We start from the raw sequence: 25,825 nt of genomic DNA, 5'->3' as shown, positions 1-25,825 counted from the left end.
CAGCGGCCGGGGCGATCACGGTCCGGTCGCCGCCGGGTAGCCGGCAAGGTGGCCGGCGGCCACCAGCATCGCGTGGCCGCGGGTGGCCAGCCGCTGCCGCCAGGTGTGCAGGGAGGCCGCCAGTGGGCCGGGACCGTCGGCGGCGCGTACCTGCCGCATCACGGTCGCGATGTGCTCCAGCAGGTAACCGCCCCGGCGCAGAAGGTGGGCCAGTTCGGCGTCGCGGACGTCGTCGGGGCCGTACAGCCGCTGCCCGGCGGCGCGGTCGCGCGCCGGGGACAGGATGCCTGCCCTCTCCCACTTCCGCAGGGTCGCGGGTGTCACGCCGAGCCGGTGGGCGAGGTCGCCGACGGTCAGCGGCCGGCCGGGCGGGCTGGGGGTCGGTGCCGCGGTGAGCACCCCGATCGTCGCCTCGACGGCGTCGAGCGTCTCGCGGTCCCGTAGCAGTTGGGCGTGACTGCTGTCGACGGCGCGCAGGGCGGCGTCCAGGTCACCGCGGACCGCCGCCCGCATGATCTCGCCGGCGGTCGCGTACCCGTGCCCCGCGACGAGCGCCAGGTAGGCGCGCAACGCCGCGGCGTGCACCTCGGTGTACGCGCGGTAGCCGCTCGGCGTGCGCCGGGCGGCGGGGATGACGCCGTCGCGCTCGTAGTTGCGGACCGCCTGGCTGGAGATGCCGTGCTCCCGGGCCAGGTCCACCGGCCGGTAGGCGTGTCCTGCGGTTTGAGGGTTCAGGGCCGTCTCCAGGAGGTCGTCGGTGGAGAGAGTCTCAACGGGTGGTTCAACGATACGGTGAAGGTCATGGCTTCTTCATCAATGCCCGCCGCCTGGTCGTTCGACCTCGGTGCCGACGACATCGCCGACCTCATCCTCGCCCTGCCCGAGGTGACCGTCGTACGGGCCGACGAGGCGTCCGGTGCCCCGCAGTCCAGTTGGGGCGACCGGTTCTTCTTCGTCGGCCCGGACCACCGCCGCCCGTTCGCCACCCTGGTCGGGCAGGACACCACCGGCTTCGACGAGGACTCGAAGCTCAACCGGCCGGGCGTCTTCCGGCTCAACCTGGACCTCGGCCGCGAGGAGTTCGAGCGCCGGTTCGGCCACCCACCGGCGCAGGTCGCCGAGCACCGTTCCGCGGTCGACTTCACCGCCCTCGACCAGGTCGTTCCCCATCCCGCCTACGGCACCCACGGGTGGGCGTGCGTGCTCAACCCAGGCCCGCGCAGCCTGAGCGAGGTCGACCGGTTGCTCGCGCACGCGCATCACCGGGCGCTGCGGCGGCACCAACGCTCGCTGGACCGGCAGCACCGCCCGGACTGAGCGGATCGGCGCCGCTAGTCGTGGCGTCGACCACCTGGTCGGGCCTCAGCGATCGCGGGGTTGCGGCACGCGTACCGACGCCATGCCGGCCGCGGTGGCGGCCTGAATGCCCAGGTCGGTGTCCTCGAAGACCAGGCAGGACCCCGGGGGTACGCCGAGGTGTGACGCCGCGAGCAGGAAGGCTTCCGGGTCCGGCTTGGCCCGCGTGTAGTCGTCGGCGCATACCAGCACGTCAAACCGGTCGAGCAGGCCGAGCGCGTCGAGGGATGCGGTGACCGAGGCCCGGGTGCTGCCGGAGACGACGGCGAACGGGACCCTCTGGTGCGCGTCGTGGATGTGCGCCAGCACCTCGGGCACGGCGGCGAGCTGCGGCAGCAGCTCCTGGTAGTAGCTCTCCCGGCGCTCGGTGACGGTCGCCACCGGCATGGCCAGACCGTGCCGCTCGTTCAGGGTGGCGATGATGTCGGCCACCGGCCGGCCACCCCAGGCGTAGAACAGCTCCTCCGGGAACTCGCAGCCCCACTCGTCCAGTGCCCGCTGCCAGGCCAGATAGTGCAGTGGCATCGAGTCGACGATGGTGCCGTCGCAGTCGAACAGGTACGCCTCGAACTCGCCGGGTGGCACGGTCAGACTCACCGGTGCAGGTTACAGCGGGTGCGCCGACCGGCCCGGTGCGCGGCGGCCGGGGCATCCGGTCAGTCGGCCGGCTCGTCGGTGGTGACGGATTCGAGCCGGCGGAGCAGGTGCGCCCGTTCCGGCTCGGTGCCGACCAGCGTCAGCGCGCTCCGGTACGCCGCCGCGGCCTCGTCGTACCGGTTGAGCCGGCGCAGCAGGTCGGCCCGGGTCGCCGAATAGAGGTGGTAGCCGCGCAGCCGGGGATCGTCGGCCAACTCGTCCAGCAGGGCGAGCCCGGCCTCCGGCCCGTCCCGCATGGCCACCGCGGCGGCCCGGTTGAGTGCGACGACCGGCGAGGGGACCAGGCCGAGCAGCACGTCGTACAGCGCCACCACCTGGGGCCAGTCGGTGCTGGCCACATCGGCGGCCTCGTCGTGCAGCGCGGCGATGGCGGCCTGCACCCCGTACGGCCCGGGTGGTCGGCCGGTCAGCGCGACCACCACCAGGCCGCGCCCCTCGTCGATCATGCGGTGGTCCCAGCGCCCACGGTCCTGGTCGTCGAGCAGGACCACCCGGCCGTCCGGCCCGGTCCGCGCGGCGCGCCGGGCGTGGACCAGCAGCATCAATCCGAGCAGCCCGGCGACCTCCCGCTCGGCCGGCAGCAACCGACGCAGGATTCGGGCCAGCCGGATGGCCTCCTCGGCGAGGTCGGTCCGCTGGAGATCCGGGCCGGAGCTGGCGGCATAGCCCTCGGTGAAGATCGAGTAGACCGCCTGAAGCACGGTGGGCAGGCGTTCGGGCAGTTCGTCGGCCCCGGGCACCCGGAACGGGATGCGTGCGTCGCGGATCTTCCGCTTGGCCCGGACGAGTCGCTGAGCCATGGTCGCGGGCGGCACCAGGAAGGCCCGCGCGACCTCGACCGTGGTGAGCCCGGCGAGGAAGCGCAGGGTGAGCGCTCCGCGGTCCTGGGCGGGCAGGGCCGGGTGCGCGCAGGTGAAGAAGAGCGCCAGCCGATCGTCGGGCAGGTCGCGGTCCGCGTCGGCGGGTGGGGCGGCGTCTGCCCGCTCGGCCTCCGCCTGGAGCACGGCGAGTCGGGTGGCCAGCACCCGGTCGCGGCGCAGCCGGTCCACCGCGCGGCGGCGGGCCGTGGTGAGCAGCCAGGCGCCCGGCCGGCTCGGGACGCCGTCGGTGGGCCAACGCACCAGCGCCGCCTCGATGGCCTCGGAGGCGACCTCCTCGGCCAGGTCGAGGTCGCCGAAGCGGTGCACGAGCGAGGCGAGCAGCCGGCCGCGTTCCTCCCGGAACACCGCCTCCACGGACGACCCGACCGGCTCCGCCCCCGCTGCCCCCTCGCCCGGCATCGTCAGACCCCGACCTCGATCTCGGCGACCGGGCGCACCTGGACCGACCCACCGCCGAGGGCGCCAGGGCTGCGGGCCGCCCATTCCAGCGCGACATCGAGATTCGGCACGTCGATGATGTCGTACCCGCCGAGCACCTCACGGGTCTCCGCGAACGGCCCGTCGGTGATCGTGCGTTCGCCTTCCGGGCCGACCTGCACCGTCGTGCACGTGGTCAGGTCCTGCAACGGGTGCCCGGAGACCCAGATCCCCGCGTCCTTCATCTCCCGGTCGTAGCGGATCCAGTCCTCGAAGCTGCACCCGTCGATGGGCTCGCCCCCGTCGGTCGCGGGGCTCATGAACAGCAGCATGTACTTCACGCTTCGGCTCCTCTCGGTGCGGCGGGTCGCCGTACAGCATGACGACGAACGGGGACCGGGGATATCGACACGGCGTCCAGAATTCTTCTTTCCGCAGCTCAGCCGGCCCCACCGTTCGGCACCGCCGAGGCTTCAGGCCGGGGCGTCCGTCCGCCTCCGGCTCCGCTCCGCTCGCCGCCGCACCTGCTGGTACGCGCCGGTCAGCCCCATCGCCCGGCGGACCTCGACCAGCGTCTGCCGTACCTCCTGGCGGGTCCGTTCGGTGCCCTCGACGATCAGCCGGTCGACCAGCCCCCGGTCCGCTTCGATCCGGGCCCGCCGCTCCCTGATCGGTGCCAGGAACCGCTCCAGCGCGACGACCATCCGCTCCTTGACCTCCACGTCACCGACCCGTCCGGCCCGGTAGCGCGCGGCCAGTTCGGCCACCTCGTCACGGTCGGGGTTGAACACCTCGTGGTACGCGAAGACCGGATTGCCCTCCACCGTGCCCGGCACATCGGCCCGGACCCGGTTCGGGTCGGTGTACATGCCGAGCACCTTGCGACGCACCGTGGCGGGGTCGTCGGAGAGGGCGATCGTGTTGCCCCGGCTCTTGCTCATCTTGGCGGCGCCGTCGGTGCCCACCAGGCTCGGCGTGTCCGCCGGGATCAGCTCGGGCACCGGGAAGACCGCGCCGTACAGGTGGTTGAATCGGCGGGCGATCTCCCGGGTCACCTCGACGTGCGCGGCGTTGTCCCGGCCGACCGGGACCACCTGCCCCTTCACGCAGAGGATGTCCGCGGCCTGGAGCACCGGGTAGCCCAGCAGCCCGTACGGCATCTCCTCCTTGCCCGCGTCCCGGGCCATGTCCTTCAGCGACGGCACCCGTTCCAGCCGGGGCACGCTCACCAGGTTCTGCAGGAGTGTGTTGAGGTCGCCGACCTCCGGGATTGCTGACTGGAGGTAGAAGGTCGCCCGCGCCGGGTCGATGCCGGCGGCCAGGATGTCGGTCACCATCTCGCGGGCGTTGCCGGAGACCTGGTCGATGTCCTCGCGGCGGTTCCTGGTGGTCAGCATGTGCAGGTCGGCGATGATGAAGAAGCTCTCGTAGCGCTGGTGCAGCCGCACCCGGTTGGCGATGCTGCCGACGTAGTGGCCAAGGTGCAGGCGGCCGGTGGGCCGGTCGCCGGTGAGCATTCGTGCGACGGACATGGTGGTGTGCCTTTCGTGCGGGAAGTGGGTAACGCGTGGGCGCGCGCCGAGCGGGGCAAAATTCGCCCCGTCGGTCAGCGGGTTCGACTCAGCGAGCCGTCCGCCATCGCGCGCCGGCGCGGTACCGCAGACCACCAGCACGGAGTACGTCCAGGAGTTGCTCACGGCCATCGCCGGAGCTGATCGGGAACCCGGGCACCGCGCAGAGGGGGAGGCAGTCGACCATCTCGACCGCCTCCGACGCGCAACTGCTCGTCCGGACCACGGATTCACGGTACCCGTGAAGTCGTGCCGGTACCGCCCACTCCGGAGTGGCCCGGCACTCCCGGCGCGGGAGCGCCGCTCAGCGCTGTGGCTCGGGGCTCCCGGCTTGGCGCGGCCGATAGCTCTCCGCGTAGTAGTTGCCGACGCGTTCCCGGTACTCCGGGTCGGACGACTCCGGATCGAAGGGCGGTGCGTCCTTGATCTCCTGTCGGGTCCGGTCGACGTGCACGCTGCGGTCCCGGTGGTCCACCCGGGCCACCGTGCCGGCCGGCAGCAGCACCTTGTGGCCGAGGATCCATGGCCCGGTGTCCACCACCAGGTACCGGGCGTCCGCGTCGTGGCTCGCCTCGTCGATGGTGCCGATCCGCCCGTCGGTCGCCTGCACCCGGTAGCCGACCAGGTCGATCGGCGTGCCGGGGCCGGGTGCGTCCGGCCCGTCGTGCGCGCCGTCCGGGCCTTCCGGAGGGGAGGCCGAGGGGGTGGTCTGCGCGTACCCGCCGGCGAGGGCCGACGGGTCGCGCCAGTCCCAGGGATTGAAGATGGAGGGTTGCACGGGACACCTCCGGTGACGGTCTTCGGCTGTCCCGTTCCGCTGTGCCCACCCCGCTCCCGCCGGAAACAATTCGGCAGTTCTGAGTTCATCGAAATGCGCGCTGCGAAATACGTCATAGCTGTCGAACATCGATGACGAGCAGGGCCACCGCCCAGCTCAGCGCGGTTCGGGCCGCTCATCCGCACCTCCGCCGTCGGGGCGCTGTGTCCCTCCCGCGCATTCGAGGGCAGGTCCGGCGCCACCATTCTGGTCCCGCATCCAAGCATTGCCGAAGAAGGGGGACGCAGATGTACAGCACAATTCGACGGTTCGGCGCCGTGCTGGCGCTCGCGCTGGGCCTCGTCGCGGCGAGCGGGAGCGCGGCGCAGGCGCGAACGCTCAATCCGTACTCCCCGCGGGCGCTCTGCGGGCTCGGCTCCGCCTCGGTCGACCAGGACCCGATCCGGGACGCGCGGACCGGCAACCGACTCGGCACGGTCCACCTGTTGTACGACCCGATCACCGGATTCGGCTGCACGGTCACCATCAAGGCCGCTCACCTCGGCATGCTCACCCGCACACAGACCTACCTCTCCGCCCAGGACCTGCCGACCCAGGTCGACGATGCCGCCAGGCTCTACGCCGCCGGCCCCGCTCGGGCGTACGTCCGGGGCGGCTGCGCGATCTGGGGTGGGCTGATGGCCGACCCGACCGGTGCCATCAGCCACCACGATCGGGCCAACCCGGCGATCGGCGGCATCGGGACCTGCTTCTGAGTCAGATCCAGCCGCGAGGGGCCGGTCCAATCCCGGCGTCCGGGCCGGTGACCAGCTCCGCTGGCATACTCGGCTGCCATGGTGCTGTCGCGTGCGTGGGCTGTCTTCCTGGTCGGAGTCGGGGTCTGGACCTGGGTGATCTGGCCGAGGTTCGCCGTCGCCATCTGGCAGGACCCGCGCTCCTGGGCGTCCGGCACGGTGGGGGACGGCGCCACCAGCTTCCTGTGGGTGCACGCCCTGCTGATCGGGGCGTCGCTGGCCATCGGCAGCACCGTCGGCGTCCTCGGCGTCCGCGCCTGGTTCGCCGCCCGTAGGCGCCTGAACCGCCCTGCCGCCTGACGGCCAAAGGCCCCAGATCCGGCTCGGCTGGTCACTCTCGGTCGGCTGAGAGCCCCTCTTCGGCGGTGTCCCGCGCCTTTGCGAAACCGCCAAACGCCCTGAACTGGGGATACGGCCCCCGGCAGCGAGTGTGACGTGGGACGCTACCCCCGGATTTGACGATCAAACCCACGGACGCGTAACTTTCTCTCTGCCAGCGCGGAACGGGGCAAACGGGACGAAAGTCCTGGAGCACCGAATCGGGCAGGCAGCCGGGTCAGGCAGGGGTTCGCTCCTGCGGGACACGGTCCGGGCGGGGCTCGCCGAATTGGCCGGGAGGCGGATTTGGTGCAGCGCAACCGACCGGGTAAGGTTCACGACCGGCAGGGAACCGGGCAAGTCTGCGGGAAACCGCAGCGGCCGGCCTGCCAAATCCGACGACCTGACGCAGCGGTCCGCTGCTGCGTGAGTGCGCCGGGACCAACCCGTACGAAGCACGGCAGACCGGGACACACGGTTTGACACGGCGAAGACGGTGAGGTAACGTAGTAAAAGTGCCCGGCGCCAGTGAGCGGCGGGGACGAGGACGGAAAGCCCCGAGAGGGTGCTCCACTGAGTGGGGCTTCTGGTCGGTGTGTGGTTGTTCTTTGAGAACTCAACAGGGTGCTTGAAAAGCCAGTGCCAATTATGATTTATACCCCGGACTGGTGATCCTTTTGGATTGCTGGTTGGGATTCCTTTGGCAACATTGTTTGTTGTCAGGATGCTGTTCGACAAGTTTTTGTTGGAGAGTTTGATCCTGGCTCAGGACGAACGCTGGCGGCGTGCTTAACACATGCAAGTCGAGCGGAAAGGCCCTTCGGGGTACTCGAGCGGCGAACGGGTGAGTAACACGTGAGCAACCTGCCCCAGGCTTTGGGATAACCCTCGGAAACGGGGGCTAATACCGAATATGACTTGGCCTCGCATGAGGTTGGGTGGAAAGTTTTTCGGCTTGGGATGGGCTCGCGGCCTATCAGCTTGTTGGTGGGGTAATGGCCTACCAAGGCGACGACGGGTAGCCGGCCTGAGAGGGCGACCGGCCACACTGGGACTGAGACACGGCCCAGACTCCTACGGGAGGCAGCAGTGGGGAATATTGCACAATGGGCGGAAGCCTGATGCAGCGACGCCGCGTGAGGGATGACGGCCTTCGGGTTGTAAACCTCTTTCAGCAGGGACGAAGCGAGAGTGACGGTACCTGCAGAAGAAGCACCGGCCAACTACGTGCCAGCAGCCGCGGTAAGACGTAGGGTGCGAGCGTTGTCCGGATTTATTGGGCGTAAAGAGCTCGTAGGCGGCTTGTCGCGTCGACCGTGAAAACTTGGGGCTCAACCCCAAGCCTGCGGTCGATACGGGCAGGCTAGAGTTCGGTAGGGGAGACTGGAATTCCTGGTGTAGCGGTGAAATGCGCAGATATCAGGAGGAACACCGGTGGCGAAGGCGGGTCTCTGGGCCGATACTGACGCTGAGGAGCGAAAGCGTGGGGAGCGAACAGGATTAGATACCCTGGTAGTCCACGCTGTAAACGTTGGGCGCTAGGTGTGGGGGGCCTCTCCGGTTCCCTGTGCCGCAGCTAACGCATTAAGCGCCCCGCCTGGGGAGTACGGCCGCAAGGCTAAAACTCAAAGGAATTGACGGGGGCCCGCACAAGCGGCGGAGCATGCGGATTAATTCGATGCAACGCGAAGAACCTTACCTGGGTTTGACATGGCCGCAAAACTCGCAGAGATGTGAGGTCCTTCGGGGGCGGTCACAGGTGGTGCATGGCTGTCGTCAGCTCGTGTCGTGAGATGTTGGGTTAAGTCCCGCAACGAGCGCAACCCTCGTTCGATGTTGCCAGCGCGTTATGGCGGGGACTCATCGAAGACTGCCGGGGTCAACTCGGAGGAAGGTGGGGATGACGTCAAGTCATCATGCCCCTTATGTCCAGGGCTTCACGCATGCTACAATGGCCGGTACAATGGGCTGCGATACCGTGAGGTGGAGCGAATCCCAAAAAGCCGGTCTCAGTTCGGATCGGGGTCTGCAACTCGACCCCGTGAAGTCGGAGTCGCTAGTAATCGCAGATCAGCAACGCTGCGGTGAATACGTTCCCGGGCCTTGTACACACCGCCCGTCACGTCACGAAAGTCGGCAACACCCGAAGCCGGTGGCCCAACCCCTTGTGGGAGGGAGCTGTCGAAGGTGGGGCTGGCGATTGGGACGAAGTCGTAACAAGGTAGCCGTACCGGAAGGTGCGGCTGGATCACCTCCTTTCTAAGGAGCACCTTCACCTGAAAGGGTGCAAGGAGCCCGCGGCCTGCGAATGTGGGTCGGGGTGCTCAGATGGCGGAGACACTGGCGAGTTTTCCTCTGGCAACGGCCGGAACAACCTAGTACAGCCACTTTTGGGTGGTGGGAACGGATTGTGCTGGTGCGGCTGGAGAAGAATGCAGAGCACCCTGTTGGGTCCTGAAAGAACAACCATTGGTTGTTGTTTCAGAGACTGGATCCCAGCCCCTTTGTGGGTTTGGGGAGTCTGCCAGGCATGGCCTGGTCTCACATACCGATCACTGTGGTGGTGCTGGTGTGGGGCTAATGGGTTGTGGGTTGGTCGTTTGTTGAGAATTGCACAGTGGACGCGAGCATCTTTGTGGTCAAGTTGTCAAGGGCGAACGGTGAATGCCTTGGCACCAGGAGCCGATGAAGGACGTGGGAGGCCGCGATAGGCCTGGGGGAGCTGTCAACCAAGCTGTGATCCCAGGGTGTCCGAATGGGGAAACCTGGCTGGAGTCATGTCCAGTCACCCACACCTGAACACATAGGGTGTGTGGAGGGAACGCGGGGAAGTGAAACATCTCAGTACCCGTAGGAAGAGAAAACAATTTAGTGATTCCGTGAGTAGTGGCGAGCGAAAGCGGATCGAGGCTAAACCGGCTGCGTGTGATACCTGTCAGGGGTTGCGTGGTTGGGGTTGTGGGACCCTGCTGAACAAGCTGACACTTGTTCGAGAAGTTACAAAGTCAGTGGCTAGTCGAACAGTCTGGAATGGCTGACCGTAGACGGTGAAAGTCCGGTAGGTGAAAGTTGCTGACCTTCTGTGGGTGTTCCCGAGTAGCGGCGGACCCCTGAAATCTGCCGTGAATCTGCCAGGACCACCTGGTAAGCCTAAATACTTCCTGGTGACCGATAGCGGACAAGTACCGTGAGGGAATGGTGAAAAGTACCCCGGGAGGGGAGTGAAATAGTACCTGAAACCGTTCGCCTACAATCCGTCGGAGCCTTGCGGGGTGACGGCGTGCCTTTTGAAGAATGAGCCTGCGAGTTAGTGGCATGTGGCGAGGTTAACCCGTGAGGGGGAGCCGTAGCGAAAGCGAGTCTGAATAGGGCGATTCAGTCGCGTGTCCTAGACCCGAAGCGGAGTGATCTAGCCATGGGCAGGCTGAAGCGCGGGTAAGACCGCGTGGAGGGCCGAACCCACCAACGTTGAAAAGTTGGGGGATGACCTGTGGTTAGGGGTGAAAGGCCAATCAAACTCCGTGATAGCTGGTTCTCCCCGAAATGCATTTAGGTGCAGCGTCGCGTGTTTCTTGCCGGAGGTAGAGCACTGGATGGTCTAGGGGGCCCACAAGCTTACCGAAATCAGCCAAACTCCGAATGCCGGTAAGTGAGAGCGCGGCAGTGAGACTGCGGGGGATAAGCTTCGTAGTCGAGAGGGAAACAGCCCAGATCACCAGCTAAGGCCCCTAAGCGTGTGCTAAGTGGAAAAGGATGTGGGGTCGCATAGACAACCAGGAGGTTGGCTTAGAAGCAGCCACCCTTTAAAGAGTGCGTAATAGCTCACTGGTCAAGTGGTTCCGCGCCGACAATGTAGCGGGGCTCAAGCACACCGCCGAAGCTGTGGCATTCACATTTTAACCTCGCTTGGACTTGATTCCTTGTGCAGGTGTGTGGATGGGTAGGGGAGCGTCGTGCCGCGAGTGAAGCAGCGGGGTGACCCAGTTGTGGACGCGGCACGAGTGAGAATGCAGGCATGAGTAGCGAAAGAAGGGTGAGAAACCCTTCCGCCGGATGACCAAGGGTTCCAGGGCCAGGCTAATCCGCCCTGGGTGAGTCGGGACCTAAGGCGAGGCCGAGAGGCGTAGTCGATGGACAACGGGTTGATATTCCCGTACCCGCGAAAGAGCGTCCCTGACGAACCTCGTTGTGCTAACCACCCAAACCAGCTGATGCCTTCGGGCTGATGTTGGGGAGCGTGGGAACCTGACGGGTAGTAGTCAAGCGATGGGGTGACGCAGGAAGGTAGCTGAGCCCGGCCGGTGGTTGTGCCGGGGTAAGCGTGTAGGCCGTGTTGTAGGCAAATCCGCAACACATGAAGGCTGAGACGTGATGCCGAGCCGATTCAGGTGAAGTCAGTGATCCTATGCTGCCGAGAAAAGCCTCTAGCGAGTTCTTAGCGGCCCGTACCCCAAACCGACACAGGTGGTCAGGTAGAGAATACCGAGGCGATCGGGCGAACTGTGGTTAAGGAACTCGGCAAATTGCCCCCGTAACTTAGGGAGAAGGGGGGCCGGAGACGTGAAGCCCCACGCGGGTGGAGCGTTGTATGGCCGCAGAGAGCAGGGGGAAGCGACTGTTTACTAAAAACACAGGTCCATGCGAAGAAGTAATTCGATGTATATGGACTGACGCCTGCCCGGTGCTGGAACGTTAAGGGGACCTGTTAGCTCTTCGGGGCGAAGCGGAGAACTTAAGCGCCAGTAAACGGCGGTGGTAACTATAACCATCCTAAGGTAGCGAAATTCCTTGTCGGGTAAGTTCCGACCTGCACGAATGGCGTAACGACTTCCCCACTGTCTCAACCACAGGCCCGGCGAAATTGCAGTACGAGTAAAGATGCTCGTTACGCGCGGCAGGACGGAAAGACCCCGGGACCTTTACTATAGCTTGACATTGGTACTCGAATTAGCTTGTGTAGGATAGGTGGGAGCCGGTGAAACCTATACGCCAGTATGGGTGGAGGCAATCTTGAAATACCACTCTGGTTGATTTGGGTATCTAACTTCGGACCGTTATCCGGTTCAGGGACAGTGTCTGGTGGGTAGTTTAACTGGGGCGGTTGCCTCCTAAAAGGTAACGGAGGCGCCCAAAGGTTCCCTCATCCTGGTTGGCAATCAGGTGTTGAGTGCAAGTACACAAGGGAGCTTGACTGTGAGACTGACAGGTCGAGCAGGGACGAAAGTCGGGACTAGTGATCCGGCACTTGCGAGTGGAAGCGGTGTCGCTCAACGGATAAAAGGTACCCCGGGGATAACAGGCTGATCTTCCCCAAGAGTCCATATCGACGGGATGGTTTGGCACCTCGATGTCGGCTCGTCGCATCCTGGGGCTGTAGCAGGTCCCAAGGGTTGGGCTGTTCGCCCATTAAAGCGGTACGCGAGCTGGGTTTAGAACGTCGTGAGACAGTTCGGTCCCTATCCGCCGTGCGCGTAGGATACTTGAGAAGGGCTGTCCCTAGTACGAGAGGACCGGGACGGACGAACCTCTGGTGTGCCAGTTGTCCTGCCAAGGGCACGGCTGGTTAGCTACGTTCGGAAGGGATAACCGCTGAAAGCATCTAAGCGGGAAGCCTGCTTCAAGATGAGGTATCCCACCCCACTTTGTGGGGGTAAGGCCCCCAGCTAGACGACTGGGTTGATAGGCCGGAAATGTAAGCCCGGTAACGGGTTCAGTTGACCGGTACTAATAGGCCGAGGACTTGACTACTAAGCTGCTACGCGTCCACTGTGCAACTCTCGATAAACGAACAACAGACCACATGTGTGGTGTTGTTTGACATGTCGATAGAGTTACGGCGGTCATGGCGGAGGGGAAACGCCCGGTCACATTCCGAACCCGGAAGCTAAGCCCTCCAGCGCCGATGGTACTGCACTCGTGAGGGTGTGGGAGAGTAGGACACCGCCGGACAATCATTCCAGGAAGGGTCACCCGTACAGGGTGACCCTTCCTGCGTTTCTATGCGTCAGGGCCACCCCCACGGGGGTGGCCCTGACGCATATCCGTACCCGGAAACGCTGGTCCGCGGAGCGCGAACGTCGCGGGGCCCCGATGGCGTTGTGGGCCGTCCATACTCGCTGGTGACCTTCGGGAAGGACCGGCGCCTGTGGAACGGACGACCAGCGATCAACCACCCCGGAAGGCGCCGTCCCGGGAGAGGGTGAGGCGATCCGTTGCGGCCCGGCTGATGGTGGCCGCGCTGATCCTGTGGGCCGTTCTCGACGTGCTCCGCACGGTCCTCGCGGTGGGGCACTACGAGAACCGGATCGAGGTGGTGACCCACGGCAACGTCGACGTGCTGCCCGCCTGGCTGGCGTACGTGATCGTCAGTGAGCTGATGCCACGCGACGCCGTGACCGTGGCGGCCGACCGGTTGTGGATACCCGGTGCGCTCGTCGCGGCCGCTGCCTTCATCGCCTGGCTGCACCAGGCGCGGCGCACCACCGGGCGCCTGGGTGGCGCACTGACGTGGGCGCCCGGGTGGGTGGTCGGCGGGTGGTTCGTTCCGGTGGCGAACCTGGTGATCCCGTACCTGGTGGTGCGGGACGTGCGGCGCGCCAGCGACCCCGCCGCACGGCTGGCTCCGGTGGGCAGGTGGTGGATGAGCGTTCTCGGGACGGTGTTCCTCTACCTACTCAGCCGCCTGTACGCCGTGGTCACCTCACACGGCGGCAGGCTTCACGAGACGGCTCTGGACACCCGTACGGCGGCCTACCCGCTGTGGACCGCCGGCACGGTGATGGTCGTGGTCACGGCGGTCCTCAGCATCCGGGTAGCGCGGCGGATCAGCGAGGCTCAGGACGGCTTCGGGCCGCAGACGTAGCGGGGCTCCGCGTCGTAGCGCCAGCTGAACTTCTCCCGCTTGACGACCACGCCGTCCTTCTTGATGACCCGGAAGGCGTCCTGGGTGAAGCCGTTGATGCCATTGGCCGGGATGCACGTCGGGCCGGGTTCGAGGTGGATCAGCTTCGGGGTGGTGATGTTGCGACGCGGCCCGTACTCCGTCTTGACGCTGTCGTAGATCTTCGTGCTCCAGATCGACACCGTGATCGTGCTCGACGTGTAGGAGGTGTCGATGAGCAGGCCGTACTGGGTGTTGTTGCGGAACTTGAAGTCCAGGTCCGGCCAGAAGATGGTCGACTCGATGACCGCCGGGTACCGGTCGAACCAGTACGAGTGCGGCTTGTGCTCGACGTCCTCAAGGCCCGCGTAGTAGGTGGCGTTGAAGAGCGTGGTGGTGAACTGCGAGGTCCCGCCGCCGACGCCCGGCACCAGCTTGCCGTCCAGGATCACCGGCGCGTCCCGGTAGCCCTGCGCGTAGCCACGCTCACCCGTGTGGCCGTTCAGCGAGAACGTCTTTCCCGGGAGTACGACGGTGCCGTCGACGTCCCTGGCGATCGTGGCGATGTTCTGGCTGCGCGACGAGGCCATGCCCCCGGTGAACCGCGTGGTGAAGGTCGACACCCGTTCCTTGATGCCCAGCCCGGCCAGCTTCTCCGCGGTTAGCTCGGGCGGAGTCGGCTTCAGCTCGCCGGACACCTCGCGGCCGTCCGACTTCGGCAGCACAGCCAGCAGGTCACGGCCGAGGGTGGCGGTGTCCAGCTGCTGCCCGGGCTGCCCGTCGGTGACCTTGGGACGGCCACCGGCAATGGTCATCGTCGCGTCCTTCGGCGGCACCTCGATGGCGGCCAGGTCGTCACCGAGCGCCGTGCGCAGCCGCTTGACGTCCACCGTCGGGGTCAGCAGGCCGGCCTTGTCGGCGGTGAACCGCAGGCTCTTCGCGATGGCTGCGGGCGGGACCGTCACCGAGCCCTTGTTGGTGCGCAGGGTGACCGGTGCGGCGACCGCCGGTTTCGCCAGCTCGGCGACCAGTCGGTCCAACTCCTCGGCGGTGGTCGCCGGGTGGCTCTCCACCAGCGGCACGGTGACCGGGTTGCCGGCCAGCCAGCCGGCGCGGACCGCGTCGGCGGAGCGCTGCGGGTCGAGCGCCAACCCCGGCTTGGGCTGGACCACCTTGGGCGTGGTTCCCTGATAGGTGATCGCCGGCATGGTCATCCCGCGGGCCTCGTCGCCGAGCGCCTTACGGAGAGCGGCGTCCAGCCGGTCCACGTCGACGGTGACCACCGGGTCGACGCTGCGGGAGCCGACCAGTCGACTGACCGGGTGCGCGTCGGCCTCGGCTGCTGCCGCGACGGTGGCCGGAACGTCGACGCCCAGCCCCACGTCGGCAGGGTTGATCTCGGCGGTGCGCTGCCCGACGGTGACCCGCAGTGGCGCGGCGAGTGCCGCCGCCCGCCGGTCCAGCTCCGCCCGCAGCTCCCGGTGGGCGTCGGAGCGGCTCCGGCCGCCCAGCTCGGCGCCCAGCACGCTCGTGCCCCGGGGTACGTCTCCGGCGTACGCCCAGGCGCCGGCACCCGCCACGGCGGCGAGCACGCTGCCGGTGACGCCGGCGGCGAGCAGCATCCGAACCCGGCGCGGGCGGCGTCGGCCGCCCTCCGGCTCGCCGGTGGGCACCGTGACCGACCCCGGTCCGTCGTCCGGCCAGGTGACCGCGGTGACCTGCACGGTGGGCCGGTCGTCGGCGGGTGGACTTTTTTCGCCGTACAGCGTCACTGCAACCTCTATCGCCAGGTGCTGCGGGAGGTCCACCCTCCCGGAGGACACCTACGGTAACGAATGCCCGGCCGCCCTCGTCGCCTGCGCCCACCCGCGCAGCTACCGCGTGTCGTGTCGGCGTGTCGTGCGGGGTCGGGGGCGGTGGCAGCGCGGGGTCGCCGACGTGGCACGGTGGCCCGGTGGACACTGCGGAGCGGGTGTTGGCGTACGGCGGCGGTTGGCTGGAGCGGGCAGGGGCGCTGCGGACCGATCCGACCCGGCTGAACGCACTGCTCACTGATCCGACCAGCGTGGTGCTGCCCCTCTGGCGGGACCGCTGTCTCGTCGACGGGGACGGCCCGGTCCGGCTAACCGCGGAACGGGCATCTCTCGTCCGGTCCGCCGCCGGTGAGACCGTCTTCCTGGGGCTCGACGAGGACTCCACCGCCGTGTTCGCCGTGGACCTCTCCGCGCTCGCCGAGCAGTCCGCCGTCGAGATGGCCGGTGCGACGCGGGCCGTCGACGTACGGGCCCTGGTCGGGCGGCTCGCCCCGGACGCCGCCGCGATCCAGGCGTACGCGCGGGGGTTGTTGCACTGGCACCGGCAGCAGCGGTACTGCGGCACGTGCGGTGCGCCGGCCGTCTCCGGCGGCGGCGGGCATGTCCGGACCTGCACCGGCGGGGAGTGTGGGCGACCCCTGTTCCCCCGGATCGAACCGGCGATCATCGTGCTGGTGGTGGCGCCCGACCAACCAGGTGTACCGGAGCGCTGCCTGCTGGCGCGGCACGAGGGCGCGCGCGAGGACGCGTACTCGACGCTCGCCGGCTTCGTCGAGGTGGGCGAGAGCCTGGAGGACGCGGTCCGGCGGGAGATGGCCGAGGAGGCCGGCATCACCGTGACCGACCTGGCGTATCAGGGGTCGCAGGCGTGGCCGTTCCCGGCCGGGCTGATGGTGGGCTTCCGGGCCACCGCCGGGTCCGAGGAGGTACGCGTCGACGGTGTGGAGCTGTTGGAGGCGCGCTGGTTCACCCGGGCGGAGCTGCGGGAGCGGGCCGCCGCGGGTCGTCCGCTCGGTCGGGTGGACTCGATCGATCATCAACTGCTCGGCGAGTGGCTCGCGGCAGGCTGAGGACCATCACCAGCGCGGTCGCCGCAGCGGTGGCGAGAGCGCACCACATGATTCCCTGGAAGGTGCGCGGCGCGACGAACATCGTCAGGACGGCCAGGACACCCGCGGCCACCCAGAGCGGCGCGGAGGGCCACCGCGCGCCCGCCGCGATCTTCGCGTTGACGACCGCGAAGACCAGCGCGTAGAGCGCGCCTGTGGCGGCGAAGAACGGGGCGTACTCGCCCAGCGACGCGTAGTCCTCGCCACCCACCAGCCGGAACGCGAAGCCGCCGGCCAGGGCCGAGGCGGCGACGAGCGCGGCACCGCAGGCGCCGACGATCGCGAGCAGGACGGTGCGGACCCGGCTTTCCCCGATGGCCAGGCGGGGCAGGGCCAGCACCACGATCACCTGGGGCGCCCAGAGCGCACCCTTGGTGAGCACGGTCCCGACGGCGTACGCCCCAGAGTCCGCAGGTGACAACAGCTGTCGGGCGAAGATCAGGTCGGCGTACGACACCGCGAGCATCGCCAGCGCGGCCGTGCCGGCGCTCGTCACCTGTCGGAGTCGCACGGCGGCACTCTCCCCGCCGGTGGCCCCCCGTCGGGCGGGGCGAGCGATCCAGGCCAACCCGGGCAGCACGAGGTACGACGTCACCATGCCGGCCACGAGGGTGTCGACGACATCGGCCCCGAGGACGAGCGCGACGATCATGCCGGCGTAACGCCCGAGGGCGACCACCCCCATCGCCCACGCGAGGCGGAGAAAGCGTTGCTCGCCTTGTAACTCGCCGAGCCAGCGGCCGGCCAGGACGACCGCGACGGTCGTGGCGGCGACCAGGGCCACGACCGACAGAGGCAGTCGGAGAGCGGTCATCATCAGCGGCGCGGCCACGACGACCGCGCCCCCGGCAAAGGCCGTGGTGATGAGGGCGACCCGGTTGGTCGGTGCGCCGGGATGGCGGGCGCGGTGCACGGCGACCGCCATCTGCAGGCCCACGCCCGCAACGCCGGCGATCGCGACGAGAGCCAGCACCGTGGCCAGCACGCTCAGCTCCTCGACCGCCAGGTGCCGGGCACCGAGCATCGGGAGCAGGTAGGCCAGTCCGTTCGTCACCATCGCGGCGCCCGCCACCGCGGCGCCTGCCGCTCCCAGGCGGCCCGCGCCGGGTCCGGCCGTCGTCTCTGTCATCGCGCCTCATGTCGGTTCCGCCGGGGCACAGCTGCCGCCCCGAGCCTTGCGCCGTCGCCGCGGGTCGCTCATCGGCGTCGTCAGGCAAGCTACCGCCCGCCCTCTCCCTGTGCCTAGAGTGCTGTCCGGAGCCCCGGGCGCGACGTCGGGCCCGCTTCACGTCCAGGTTTGTGGGGGTCCGTGTGCGCCGACCGTTACCGGAGCTCGGTCCGGTGCTGCTGCGGGCTGCCGTCGTACTCCGTCGCTGGTGGCCGGAGGTGGTGCTCGGCCTCGGCGTGGTCCTCGCCATCCTGGGGCCGGTGCTCCGTCGTGGCTACGTCCTCCGTTACGACCTGGTGTTCGTGCCGGACCCGCCGTTCGGCGCGATGGTCTGGGGCAGCGGCTCCGAGTTACCCCGTGCGGTGCCCAGCGAACTGCTCGCGGTCGGCCTGTCCCAGCTGATCCCCGCCGACATCGCGGAGAAGGCGCTCCTGGCCGGCTGCCTCGCGCTGGCTGCGGTGGGTGCCGCCCGGCTGGCTCCGGTCAGCCACCCGGTGGCGCGGATCGCGGCCGGCCTCGCGTACGTCTGGAACCCCTGGGTGTACGGGCGGCTGCACCTCGGGCAGTGGGCGGTCATCGCCGGGTACGCCGCGTTGCCCTGGGCGTACGCCTGGGTGCTCGGGGTGCTGCGGCGCCCGACCGACGGCATCGGCCCGGGTCGGCGCTCCGCCGTCGCCGGTGCGCTCTCGGTGGTGCTGGGTGGCCCGGCGATGGTGTTGGCGGCGGTGCTCGCCTGCGGTCCGGCATTGGCCCTGGCCCGGCAGTGGCGGGCGATGGTCGCGGGCGTCGCGACGCTGGCCGGCCTCACCGCTCCCTGGCTGTTGGCGCTGGCGAACCGGGGTGGCGCGGTCGACCTCGACGAGCGGGGTGTCGCCGCCTTCGCCGTCCGTGCGGACACACCACTCGGCGTGCTCGGTAGTGTCGCCACGCTCGGTGGCATCTGGAGCCGGAATGCTGTTCCGGTGGGACGTGACCAGTGGCCGGTCGCCCTGCTCGCACTGGTGCTCGCCGCGGCGGCGGTGTGGGGGTTCGTGCTGAGCCGTCGCCGCTGGCCGCCGGCCGCCTGGTGGGGTCTGCTCGCCGGCGCCGTCCTCGGCACGGTGATCGCCGTGCTCCCGGCCTGGCCGGTGGGCGCACAGTCGATGGTCGCCCTGGTCGAGCACGTTCCCCTGGCGGGGGCCGTCCGGGACGGCACCCGGCTGCTCGCGCCGTTGGCGTTGGTGCAGGCGGTGGGTCTCGGAATGCTGGTGGAGTCGCTGGCGGCAACGAGCGCCCGCGCGCTGGCCCCGCTGGTGATGGTCGCTCCGGTCCTGCTCCTGCCCGGCCTGGCCTGGGGCCTCGCCGGTCAGCTCGACACGGTGCGGTACCCCGCCGAGTGGTCGGCGGTGCGCGCGGTGGTGAACGGGGATCCGGGCGGCGGCAGCCTGGTCTCCCTGCCCTGGTCGTCGTTCCGTGCCTACCCGTGGGCGGGCAACGTGCCCATGCTCGATCCGGCGCCACGGGCGTTCCGTCGACCCGTGGTCGGAGACCAGGACGTGCTGGTCGGCCGGGACCGGATTCGTGGAGAGAGCCGCGAGGCCGACCGGGTGGCGGCGGCGCTGGCGGTGTCCGGTGATCCAGGACCGGCCCTGCGTCGGCTCGGCGTGCGGTACGTGCTCATTCAGACCGATCAACCCGACGGTGCCGAGGTCCAGGGCCGCTTCGCGGACGCCGAGCTGGTCCGGCGGGACGGGGCGTTCACACTGTTGCGCCTGTCTGGTAACGGTTCTTCCGGCTCGGCCGGAAGTATCGGCATAGTTCCCGTCCTGGGTTATTCGGTACTCGGGGCCACCCTGTTGATCACCCTTTTGCCCCCCGCGGCACGGCAGCGATGCATGTTACTGTGCGGTCACTTTTGTCGAAGGGATCGTCAATGAAGGCATCCTTCAATCCCCTCCTGACCGCGGTCGTCGCCGCGGCGGTGGGTGCCGTGCTGGGAATCCTGGCCGTCTCGATCGGGACGTCCACCATCGTCAACAGCAACACCAAGCCTGCCAACGTGGAGCAGCCCATCATCGTTTACGGCGAGCGTTGACGGCCTTTCATGGAGGTCCTTCCTCCTGACGTGTCGTCAGATGCGGTCGTACTCGATGTCGTGGTGCCCGCCTTCAACGAGGCGCTCCGGCTGCCCGACACCCTGATCCTGCTCCGGGCGGCGCTGGCCGACCTCGGTGTGCCCTGTCGGGTCACCGTGGTGGACAACGCCAGCACCGACGGGACCGGCGAAGTGGTGTCGGGTGCGCCGTCCGGCCCGGTCCCCGTCCGGCTGCTCTGGTGCGGCGAACCCGGCAAGGGTTTCGCGGTGCGTACCGGTGTGCTGGCGAGCGACTCGCGCTACGTCGGTTTCTGCGACGCGGACCTGGCCACCGCGCCGGACAACCTCGGACAGGTGCTCAGCCTCCTGGTCGAGGGTGCCGACGCGGTGGTCGGTTCGCGGGCACATCCCGATTCGGTGGTCGAGGAGCGGCACAGCCTGCTCCGGCGGTGGGGTGCGGTGGCGTTCCGGGGTGCCGTTCGGCAGGTGGTGCGCAGCGTGGGTGAGACGCAGTGCGGGTTCAAGTTCTTCCGCGCCGACGTAGCACGGCGGGCGTTCGCGCCATTGCGCTGCGGTGGGTTCGCATTCGACGTGGAGGTGCTGGGGCGCGCCGAGCGGGCCGGAGCCCGGTTGGTGGAGATCCCGGTCAACTGGGTGGACGTGCCCGGCTCACGCTTCTCTCCGGTCCGTCACGGCTGGCAGAGCTTCGTGGACGTCGCGAAGATCCGGTGGCGGCTCCGTAGCGCCGATGTCGCCCCCGTGGTGCCGCTGCCGGCCGTCGCTCTTCCGGTCACACCGGACGTGACCGGTGGCGCTGCCACCGTTGGATTGCGGCCGTGAGTGTCGGATCCGCCCGGACCGCTGCGGCACCCGCCACGGACACCGCGGTCGCGGGCCGCCGGGTCGCGGTGCTCAACTGGAAGGACCCCTGGCATCCGGACGCCGGGGGTGCCGAGGTCTACGCCTGGCAGGTCGCCCGCGACCTGGTGACCGCCGGAGCGGAGGTCACCTTCGTCACCGCGCGTCCGGACGGTCAGCGTGCCGACGAGGTCCGCGACGGCATCCGGATCATCCGGGTCGGTGGCCGGTGGAGCATCTACCCCCGGGTGCTGGGCTGGTTGGCGCGGCGTCGGCGTCAGTTCGACGCGGTCGTGGACTGTCAGAACGGCATCCCGTTCTTCAGCCCGGCGGTCCTCCCGGCGGACGTGCCGGTGGTCTGCGTGATCCACCATGTGCACGACCGCCAGTTCCGGCTGTACTTCGGCCCGATCATCGGTCGCTTCGGGGCGTGGCTGGAGGGTCCCGTCGCCCGCCGGGTCTACCGCCGTGGGGTCACGCTCGCGGTCTCGCCCTCCACGGCCGTGGCCGTGCGGGACCGGCTCCGCTGGGCCGGCCCGGTGGTCGTGGTGCCCAACGGCGCTGACGCGTCGTCCCCGCCAGCCGGAGGTGGGGCTCGCGACGTGCAACCTCGTCTCGTCTGCGTCGGCCGGGTGACCCGGCACAAGCGGGTGGACCTGGTGCTCGACGCCGTCGATCAGTTGCGGGCGCAGCGGCCCGACCTGCGCCTGGACATCGTCGGTGGTGGGCCGGACGTGGCGACGATCCGCCGGCAGGTCGACGAGCGAGGGCTGACCGACGTGGTCACGGTCCACGGCCACCTGCCCTCCGCCGAGCGGGACGCGCTGCTCGGCACCGCGTGGTTGCACGTCGCCGGCTCGTGGGGAGAGGGCTGGGGTCTCGTGGTGGTGGAGGCCGCTGCCGCCGGGCTGCCCACGGTCGCCTTCGACGTGGACGGGCTTCGCGACGCCGTGCGACCGGGCCGGACCGGGTGGCTGGTGAGCGAGGGCGAGGACCCGGCGAGCAATCTGGCCGCGGGCCTCGACCGGGCGCTGAACTGCCTCGCGGTGCCGGCGGAGGCGGACCGGATGGCGGCCGAGTGCCGACAGTGGAGTGGCGCGTTCCGCTGGGCCGACACCGGCCAGCGTGTCCGCGCAGTCCTCGGGGATCTGCTGACGCCGCGTGCGGTGCCGTGGACGGCGGGGAACGCCTGTCTCGTGGTTCGGACGGATCAGCCGGAGAGGCTCCTCGCCCGGGTGGCCCCCCTCCTGCCGCAGACGCGACACGTCGCGATCGACCAGCGCGGTCTCTGGATCCTGGTGCCGGGAGCAGACCCGGCGGCGGTGCGGCGGGTGCTGGTCGGGGCGGGCATCGGAGATGACGACATCAGCGAGCGGGACGCCGGCCAGGACGAACTGCTCACCGGAGTTCCGGTACGGCAGTGCTGACCGCCTGGTCGACCGCTCGTCGCGCCCCCGGCATACCGTCCGCCACGGTGTCCCTGGCGGTGTGGCGCCTGCGTGAGCTGTTGGTCTGCCTTGCGCTGATCGGTCTCTGCGTCACCCAGGAGCCCGGGCTCATCGTGCCCGACACGAAGCTGGACATGGCCTTGGACCCGGGCGGGTTCCTGGCCCGGGCAACCCATCTCTGGACCGCGGACTGGCAGTTCGGCACGCTCCAGAACCAGGCGGCCGGCTACTTCTTCCCCATGGGGCCGTTCTTCCTCCTCGGCGAAGCGATCGGCCTCCCGGCGTGGCTCGTCCAGCGGCTCTGGATGGCGGCCCTGCTCTGCGTGGCGCTCACCGGTGTGGTGCGCCTGGCTCGCGCCCTCGACCTGGGTGGTCCGGCGTCCCGCCTGGTGGCGGGCGCGGTTTTTGCTCTCTCGCCCCGGGCGCTGTCCCTGGTTGGCACGGTCTCGCTGGAGTTGCTGCCGTACTGCGTCGCGCCATGGGTGCTGCTGCCGCTGGTCAAGGGAGCCGCGGGCGGCTCGCTGCGGCGGGCGGCCGCGCTCAGCGGACTGGCGGTCGTCTGTATGGGCGGAGCGAACGGGGCCGCCGCCGCGTGCGCCGTACTGCCGGCTTTTCTCTTCGTGGTGACACGTGCGCCGGGCTGGCGGCGGATCCGCCTGCTGGCCTGGTGGTCGGTCGCACTGGCCGCGGCCACCTTCTGGTGGCTGGTGCCGTTGGTGCTCCTGCAGCGGTACGGGTTCCCGTTCCTGCCGTACACCGAGAGCGCGGCGGTGACGACGAGCGTGACCTCACTCCCGTCGGCCGTCCGCGGCTCCACCCACTGGGTGGGGTACCTGGCCGTCGACGGAGTGCCCTGGTGGCGCTCGGGATGGGCGCTGGTCACGGTGCCCTGGATGGTCCTGCTCACCGGTCTGATCGCCTGCATCGGCCTGGCCGGCCTGGCCCGTCGGGATCTGCCGGAGCGGCGGTTCCTGCTCATCGGGTCCCTGGTCGGGCTGTTGACCCTGACCGCCGGAAACCTGTCGGACGGGGGAGCGGCCTTCGCGTCGACGGTGCGGGAGGCCCTCGACGGCCCGCTCGCCGCGCTCCGCAACCTGCACAAGTTCGATGTGGTGCTCCGCCTGCCACTGGCCCTGGCCACCGCGCACATGCTGGACACCGTCGGCCGGATCGCCGTCATCCGCCGGTTCACGCGGCCCACCAACATGGCACCGCGGCGGGTGGCGCTGGGTGTCACCGCCCTCGCGCTCCTTGCGGTCACCACCGGCGCGGGGAGTGCGGGGCTCGCGGCGGGCGGTGGTTTCTGGGCGGTGCCCGAGCACTGGCGGCAGGCAACCGGATGGCTCGACCAGCACGCCGAGCCGGGCACGACGCTGCTGGTGCCCGGGTCCAACTTCGCCGAGTACGGCTGGGGGCGCTCGTTGGACGAGCCGGCCCAGCCCTTGCTGGATTCGCCCTGGGCGGTGCGTTCACTGGTGCCCGCCGGATCGGCGGGAAACGCCCGGCTGCTCTCCGCGATCGACGAGCGGCTCGCCTCCGGCACCGCATCTCCGGGGTTGGCGGATGTGCTCGGTCGGCTCGGCGTGCGGCACCTGCTCGTTCGTAACGATCTTCGTCAGCCCGTCGGCGGCATCGCCTGGCCAGTTCTCGTGCACCGAACGCTGAACAGCGCCCCCGGGTTGTTCAGGGTCGCCGCGTTCGGCCCGAGCAGCGGGGTGAAGCCGGATCTCGGTGGGGCGTGGGACTACGGGCTGCACGAGCCGTACCCGGCGGTGGAGATCTACCAGGTGGACCGGCCGACACCCCGGGCCACGCTGGCTGACGCGGCACAGCCGCTCGACCTGGTCGGCGCGCCGGAGACGCTGCTGGACCTCAGCGACGCCGGTGTCCTCGGCAACCGGCCGGTGATCCTCGACGGCGACGCCCCCGCCGGGACCGGCGCGGGCACGGTGCTCGCCGACAGCCTCCGCAACCGGGAGGTCGACTTTGGACTCGTCCGTGGCAACACCTCGCGGACGTTGACCCCCGAGGAGCAGCCTCGGCTGACGCGCGCGGTGCACGACATTGTTGACCCGGCGTGGAGTTCGTCGGTCACCTCGTCGGGCTACGCCGGTGTGACCGACGTACTGGCCTCCTCCAGCGCGGCCGACATCACCGGGCCGGCCGGGTTGCGCGATCCCTCCGCCGCGCCGTTCGCGGCCGTAGACGGCAACAGCGGTACGTCGTGGTTGACCGATGGTGCGCGCAAACCCGTGGGCCAGTGGGTGGAGGTCCGGTTCAAGGACAAGATCCAAGCCGGGTCGGTGGAACTGCAGGTGGTCGACGACGAGATCGTCGGTGCGCCGGTGACGCGGGTCGAGGTCAGCACCGCCGGCGGGTCGTACGTGCACCTGGTGATCGGCGCCGGCCGGGCGCCGCTGCGATTGGCGCTGCCCTCGGGCCGCACCACCTGGCTCCGCGTGACGATCGACGGTGTCGCGGGCCCGGACGTTCCGGGGCGCCGAGCGGGTATTCGGGAGCTGCGCGTCCCCGGGGTGAGCCCTGAGCGTTACCTACGGCTGCCGGCACTGTCCGATGCCGCCGCCGCGCCGGAGGTCATCGCGCTCGCCCGCAAGGCCGGGGACCGGTCGGCCTGCACCGCCGCAGGTGACCACTACCTCTGCGCCACCGACCTGATTCGCCGGGGCGAGGAGACCGGGCTGGTGGCCCGCCGCTTCGACCTGCCAGCCGCCTCCACGCCTCGCCTCACCGGCCTGGCTCGCGCCACGCCGGCCACCGCGCTGGCCGTGTACGACGAACTGGTGGGCGGACAGACCTTCACCACGTCGAGTTCGTGGTTCGCCGACCCGGTCGCCTCGTCGAGGTCACTCGGAGATGGGGACGACGGCACGGCATGGTGGGCGGATCCGGACGACCCGCAGCCGTCGGTGGAACTGCACTGGGACAAGGCCCGGAAGGTGAGCTGGGTGCGGCTGCGGTTCGCGGCGAGCCTCGTCGCGGCACCCCCGAAGACGGTCCGGATCACCGGCGACGACGGAATTCGGGAGGTGACGGTCGACCTGGACGGCGTCGCCCGTTTCCCGGCTCTGCGTACCCGCAGCCTCTTCGTGGCCGTGACCTCGACGGTCTCGCGGGTCAGCCGGTCGACGGCGCTGTTCGAGCCGCAGCCACTCCCCGTCGGCCTCAGTGGTGTGGATGTGGAGGGCGCGCCCGAGATCAACCAGCCCCGCGACCTCGCCCGTACGGTGACGCTGCCCTGCGGTGCGGGGCCGACGATCCTGATCAACGGAACGTCGGTGGCGACGACGGTGTCGGGCACCCTGCGGGATCTGCGGGATCTGCGGCCGCTGCGGTACCGCGCGTGCACCCTCGACCCGAAGCCAGGGGCCAAGGCCAAGCCGAAGACGGACGACGACCGGGTCCCGCTGCGAGCCGGCCCGAACGAGCTTTCCGCCCCGCCGGACCGGTTCGTCGTCGACAGCGTGATCATGACCGGCGAGCCACCGGACCGACCCGCCGTCGCCGGAGCGGACGCCGAGCCGTCCCGCCGCAGCTTGACGGTGCTCGGCTGGGATGACCAGCGCCGGTCGGTCGAGGTCGGGTCGGGCGGGGGCAGCTATCTGGTTGTCCCAGAGAACGCCAACCCCGGCTGGCGGGCCACCCTCGACGGTGTCCGGCTCGTGCCGACCCGCATCGACGGGT

The 25,825-nt window shown here is 69.2% G+C and carries 17 protein-coding genes, 3 rRNA genes and 1 pseudogene; 13 read left to right on the top strand and 8 right to left on the bottom strand.

Going from position 1 to position 25,825, the window contains the following annotated elements:
• Positions 1 to 15 precede the first annotated feature (15 nt).
• A complete protein-coding gene (locus OG470_RS05685) occupies positions 16 to 699 on the bottom strand; it encodes a TioE family transcriptional regulator (protein ID WP_328421463.1) in 684 nt (227 codons plus the stop codon).
• A 102-nt stretch (positions 700 to 801) separates the two neighbouring features.
• On the opposite strand from OG470_RS05685, the gene OG470_RS05680 reads away from it, so the two are divergent.
• Positions 802 to 1,317, top strand: a complete 516-nt coding sequence (locus OG470_RS05680) for a DUF6194 family protein (RefSeq protein WP_328421462.1) — start codon at positions 802 to 804, stop codon at positions 1,315 to 1,317.
• Positions 1,318 to 1,362: 45 nt separating this feature from the next.
• Here the strand turns inward: OG470_RS05680 and OG470_RS05675 are convergent, their stop codons facing one another.
• The 5 genes from OG470_RS05675 to OG470_RS05655 form a co-directional block, all read right to left on the bottom strand.
• Positions 1,363 to 1,953: an HAD family hydrolase gene (locus OG470_RS05675; RefSeq protein WP_328421460.1), complete on the bottom strand. Its 591-nt coding sequence runs from the start codon at positions 1,951 to 1,953 to the stop codon at positions 1,363 to 1,365.
• A gap of 59 nt (positions 1,954 to 2,012) precedes the next feature.
• A complete protein-coding gene (locus tag OG470_RS05670) occupies positions 2,013 to 3,293 on the bottom strand; it encodes an RNA polymerase sigma factor (protein ID WP_328421458.1) in 1,281 nt (426 codons plus the stop codon).
• 2 nt (positions 3,294 to 3,295) lie between these two features.
• On the bottom strand, positions 3,296 to 3,643 hold the full coding sequence (locus OG470_RS05665) for a YciI family protein (RefSeq protein ID WP_328426150.1): 348 nt from the start codon (positions 3,641 to 3,643) through the stop codon (positions 3,296 to 3,298).
• Between the two features lie 141 nt (positions 3,644 to 3,784).
• Entirely contained in the window at positions 3,785 to 4,843 is a 1,059-nt protein-coding gene (gene trpS, locus OG470_RS05660; protein WP_328426148.1) for a tryptophan--tRNA ligase, read from the bottom strand.
• A 343-nt stretch (positions 4,844 to 5,186) separates the two neighbouring features.
• The gene (locus OG470_RS05655) at positions 5,187 to 5,660 is read right to left on the bottom strand and encodes a PRC-barrel domain-containing protein (protein ID WP_328421456.1); all 474 of its coding nucleotides are present in this window, start codon (positions 5,658 to 5,660) and stop codon (positions 5,187 to 5,189) included.
• A gap of 287 nt (positions 5,661 to 5,947) precedes the next feature.
• Here OG470_RS05655 and OG470_RS05650 point away from each other — a divergent pair, with 287 nt between their 5' ends.
• The 6 genes from OG470_RS05650 to OG470_RS05625 all read left to right on the top strand — a co-directional run bounded on the left by OG470_RS05650 (position 5,948) and on the right by OG470_RS05625 (position 13,634).
• The gene (locus OG470_RS05650) at positions 5,948 to 6,415 is read left to right on the top strand and encodes a hypothetical protein (protein WP_328421454.1); all 468 of its coding nucleotides are present in this window, start codon (positions 5,948 to 5,950) and stop codon (positions 6,413 to 6,415) included.
• A 78-nt stretch (positions 6,416 to 6,493) separates the two neighbouring features.
• Entirely contained in the window at positions 6,494 to 6,754 is a 261-nt protein-coding gene (locus tag OG470_RS05645) for an SCO4848 family membrane protein (RefSeq protein WP_328421451.1), read from the top strand.
• Positions 6,755 to 7,514: 760 nt separating this feature from the next.
• Positions 7,515 to 9,031, top strand: a 16S ribosomal RNA gene (locus OG470_RS05640).
• Between the two features lie 378 nt (positions 9,032 to 9,409).
• Positions 9,410 to 12,520: ribosomal RNA gene (locus OG470_RS05635) — 23S ribosomal RNA — on the top strand.
• Between the two features lie 84 nt (positions 12,521 to 12,604).
• Positions 12,605 to 12,721, top strand: a 5S ribosomal RNA gene (rrf, locus tag OG470_RS05630).
• The 16S, 23S and 5S rRNA genes sit together here, the layout of an rRNA operon.
• A 250-nt stretch (positions 12,722 to 12,971) precedes the next feature.
• The gene (locus OG470_RS05625) at positions 12,972 to 13,634 is read left to right on the top strand and encodes a DUF4328 domain-containing protein (protein WP_328421449.1); all 663 of its coding nucleotides are present in this window, start codon (positions 12,972 to 12,974) and stop codon (positions 13,632 to 13,634) included.
• On the opposite strand, the gene OG470_RS05620 is transcribed toward OG470_RS05625, so the two are convergent.
• Positions 13,607 to 15,424 carry a VanW family protein gene (locus OG470_RS05620; protein ID WP_328421448.1) on the bottom strand — a complete coding sequence of 606 codons (1,818 nt, stop codon included), beginning with the start codon at positions 15,422 to 15,424 and terminating at the stop codon, positions 13,607 to 13,609. The two genes, OG470_RS05625 and OG470_RS05620, sit on opposite strands and share 28 nt — an antisense overlap.
• Positions 15,425 to 15,606: 182 nt before the next feature.
• Between OG470_RS05620 and nudC the strand changes: the two genes are divergently transcribed.
• Positions 15,607 to 16,536 carry an NAD(+) diphosphatase gene (nudC, locus tag OG470_RS05615; protein ID WP_328421447.1) on the top strand — a complete coding sequence of 310 codons (930 nt, stop codon included), beginning with the start codon at positions 15,607 to 15,609 and terminating at the stop codon, positions 16,534 to 16,536.
• Here nudC and OG470_RS05610 read toward each other — a convergent pair.
• Positions 16,433 to 17,704 carry a polysaccharide biosynthesis protein gene (locus OG470_RS05610; protein WP_328421446.1) on the bottom strand — a complete coding sequence of 424 codons (1,272 nt, stop codon included), beginning with the start codon at positions 17,702 to 17,704 and terminating at the stop codon, positions 16,433 to 16,435. The genes nudC and OG470_RS05610 overlap by 104 nt on opposite strands.
• A 182-nt stretch (positions 17,705 to 17,886) precedes the next feature.
• Here OG470_RS05610 and OG470_RS05605 point away from each other — a divergent pair, with 182 nt between their 5' ends.
• From OG470_RS05605 to OG470_RS37160, 5 genes and pseudogenes are all read left to right on the top strand, one after another.
• Positions 17,887 to 19,659: a hypothetical protein gene (locus tag OG470_RS05605; protein ID WP_328421445.1), complete on the top strand. Its 1,773-nt coding sequence runs from the start codon at positions 17,887 to 17,889 to the stop codon at positions 19,657 to 19,659.
• Complete coding sequence (locus OG470_RS05600; protein ID WP_328421444.1) at positions 19,656 to 19,817, top strand: hypothetical protein; 162 nt, start codon at positions 19,656 to 19,658, stop codon at positions 19,815 to 19,817. Before OG470_RS05605 ends, OG470_RS05600 begins: the two co-directional genes overlap by 4 nt.
• Positions 19,818 to 19,847: 30 nt before the next feature.
• The gene (locus OG470_RS05595) at positions 19,848 to 20,657 is read left to right on the top strand and encodes a glycosyltransferase (RefSeq protein ID WP_328421443.1); all 810 of its coding nucleotides are present in this window, start codon (positions 19,848 to 19,850) and stop codon (positions 20,655 to 20,657) included.
• Entirely contained in the window at positions 20,654 to 22,102 is a 1,449-nt protein-coding gene (locus tag OG470_RS05590) for a glycosyltransferase family 4 protein (protein ID WP_328421442.1), read from the top strand. The genes OG470_RS05595 and OG470_RS05590 overlap by 4 nt, the downstream gene beginning before the upstream one ends.
• Positions 22,096 to 25,323 (top strand): annotated as a pseudogene (locus OG470_RS37160) (DUF3367 domain-containing protein); the annotation flags it as partial. The gene OG470_RS05590 and the pseudogene OG470_RS37160, both read left to right, overlap by 7 nt.
• Positions 25,324 to 25,825: the final 502 nt, after the last annotated feature.

This window comes from Micromonospora sp. NBC_00389, assembly GCF_036059255.1.
Classification (GTDB): domain Bacteria; phylum Actinomycetota; class Actinomycetes; order Mycobacteriales; family Micromonosporaceae; genus Micromonospora.
The sequence above is the reverse complement of the archived record's forward strand: the minus strand, read 5'-3'. Positions and strand labels throughout refer to the sequence as shown.

Coding starts and splice junctions, on each gene's coding strand:
- OG470_RS05600 (WP_328421444.1), top strand. CDS start 19,656: ATGAAGGCATCCTTCAATCCCCTCCTGACCGCGGTCGTCGCCGCGGCG.
- OG470_RS05645 (WP_328421451.1), top strand. CDS start 6,494: ATGGTGCTGTCGCGTGCGTGGGCTGTCTTCCTGGTCGGAGTCGGGGTC.
- OG470_RS05680 (WP_328421462.1), top strand. CDS start 802: ATGGCTTCTTCATCAATGCCCGCCGCCTGGTCGTTCGACCTCGGTGCC.
- OG470_RS05670 (WP_328421458.1), bottom strand. CDS start 3,293: ATGCCGGGCGAGGGGGCAGCGGGGGCGGAGCCGGTCGGGTCGTCCGTG.
- OG470_RS05665 (WP_328426150.1), bottom strand. CDS start 3,643: ATGCTGCTGTTCATGAGCCCCGCGACCGACGGGGGCGAGCCCATCGAC.
- OG470_RS05650 (WP_328421454.1), top strand. CDS start 5,948: ATGTACAGCACAATTCGACGGTTCGGCGCCGTGCTGGCGCTCGCGCTG.
- OG470_RS05610 (WP_328421446.1), bottom strand. CDS start 17,704: ATGACAGAGACGACGGCCGGACCCGGCGCGGGCCGCCTGGGAGCGGCA.
- trpS (WP_328426148.1), bottom strand. CDS start 4,843: ATGTCCGTCGCACGAATGCTCACCGGCGACCGGCCCACCGGCCGCCTG.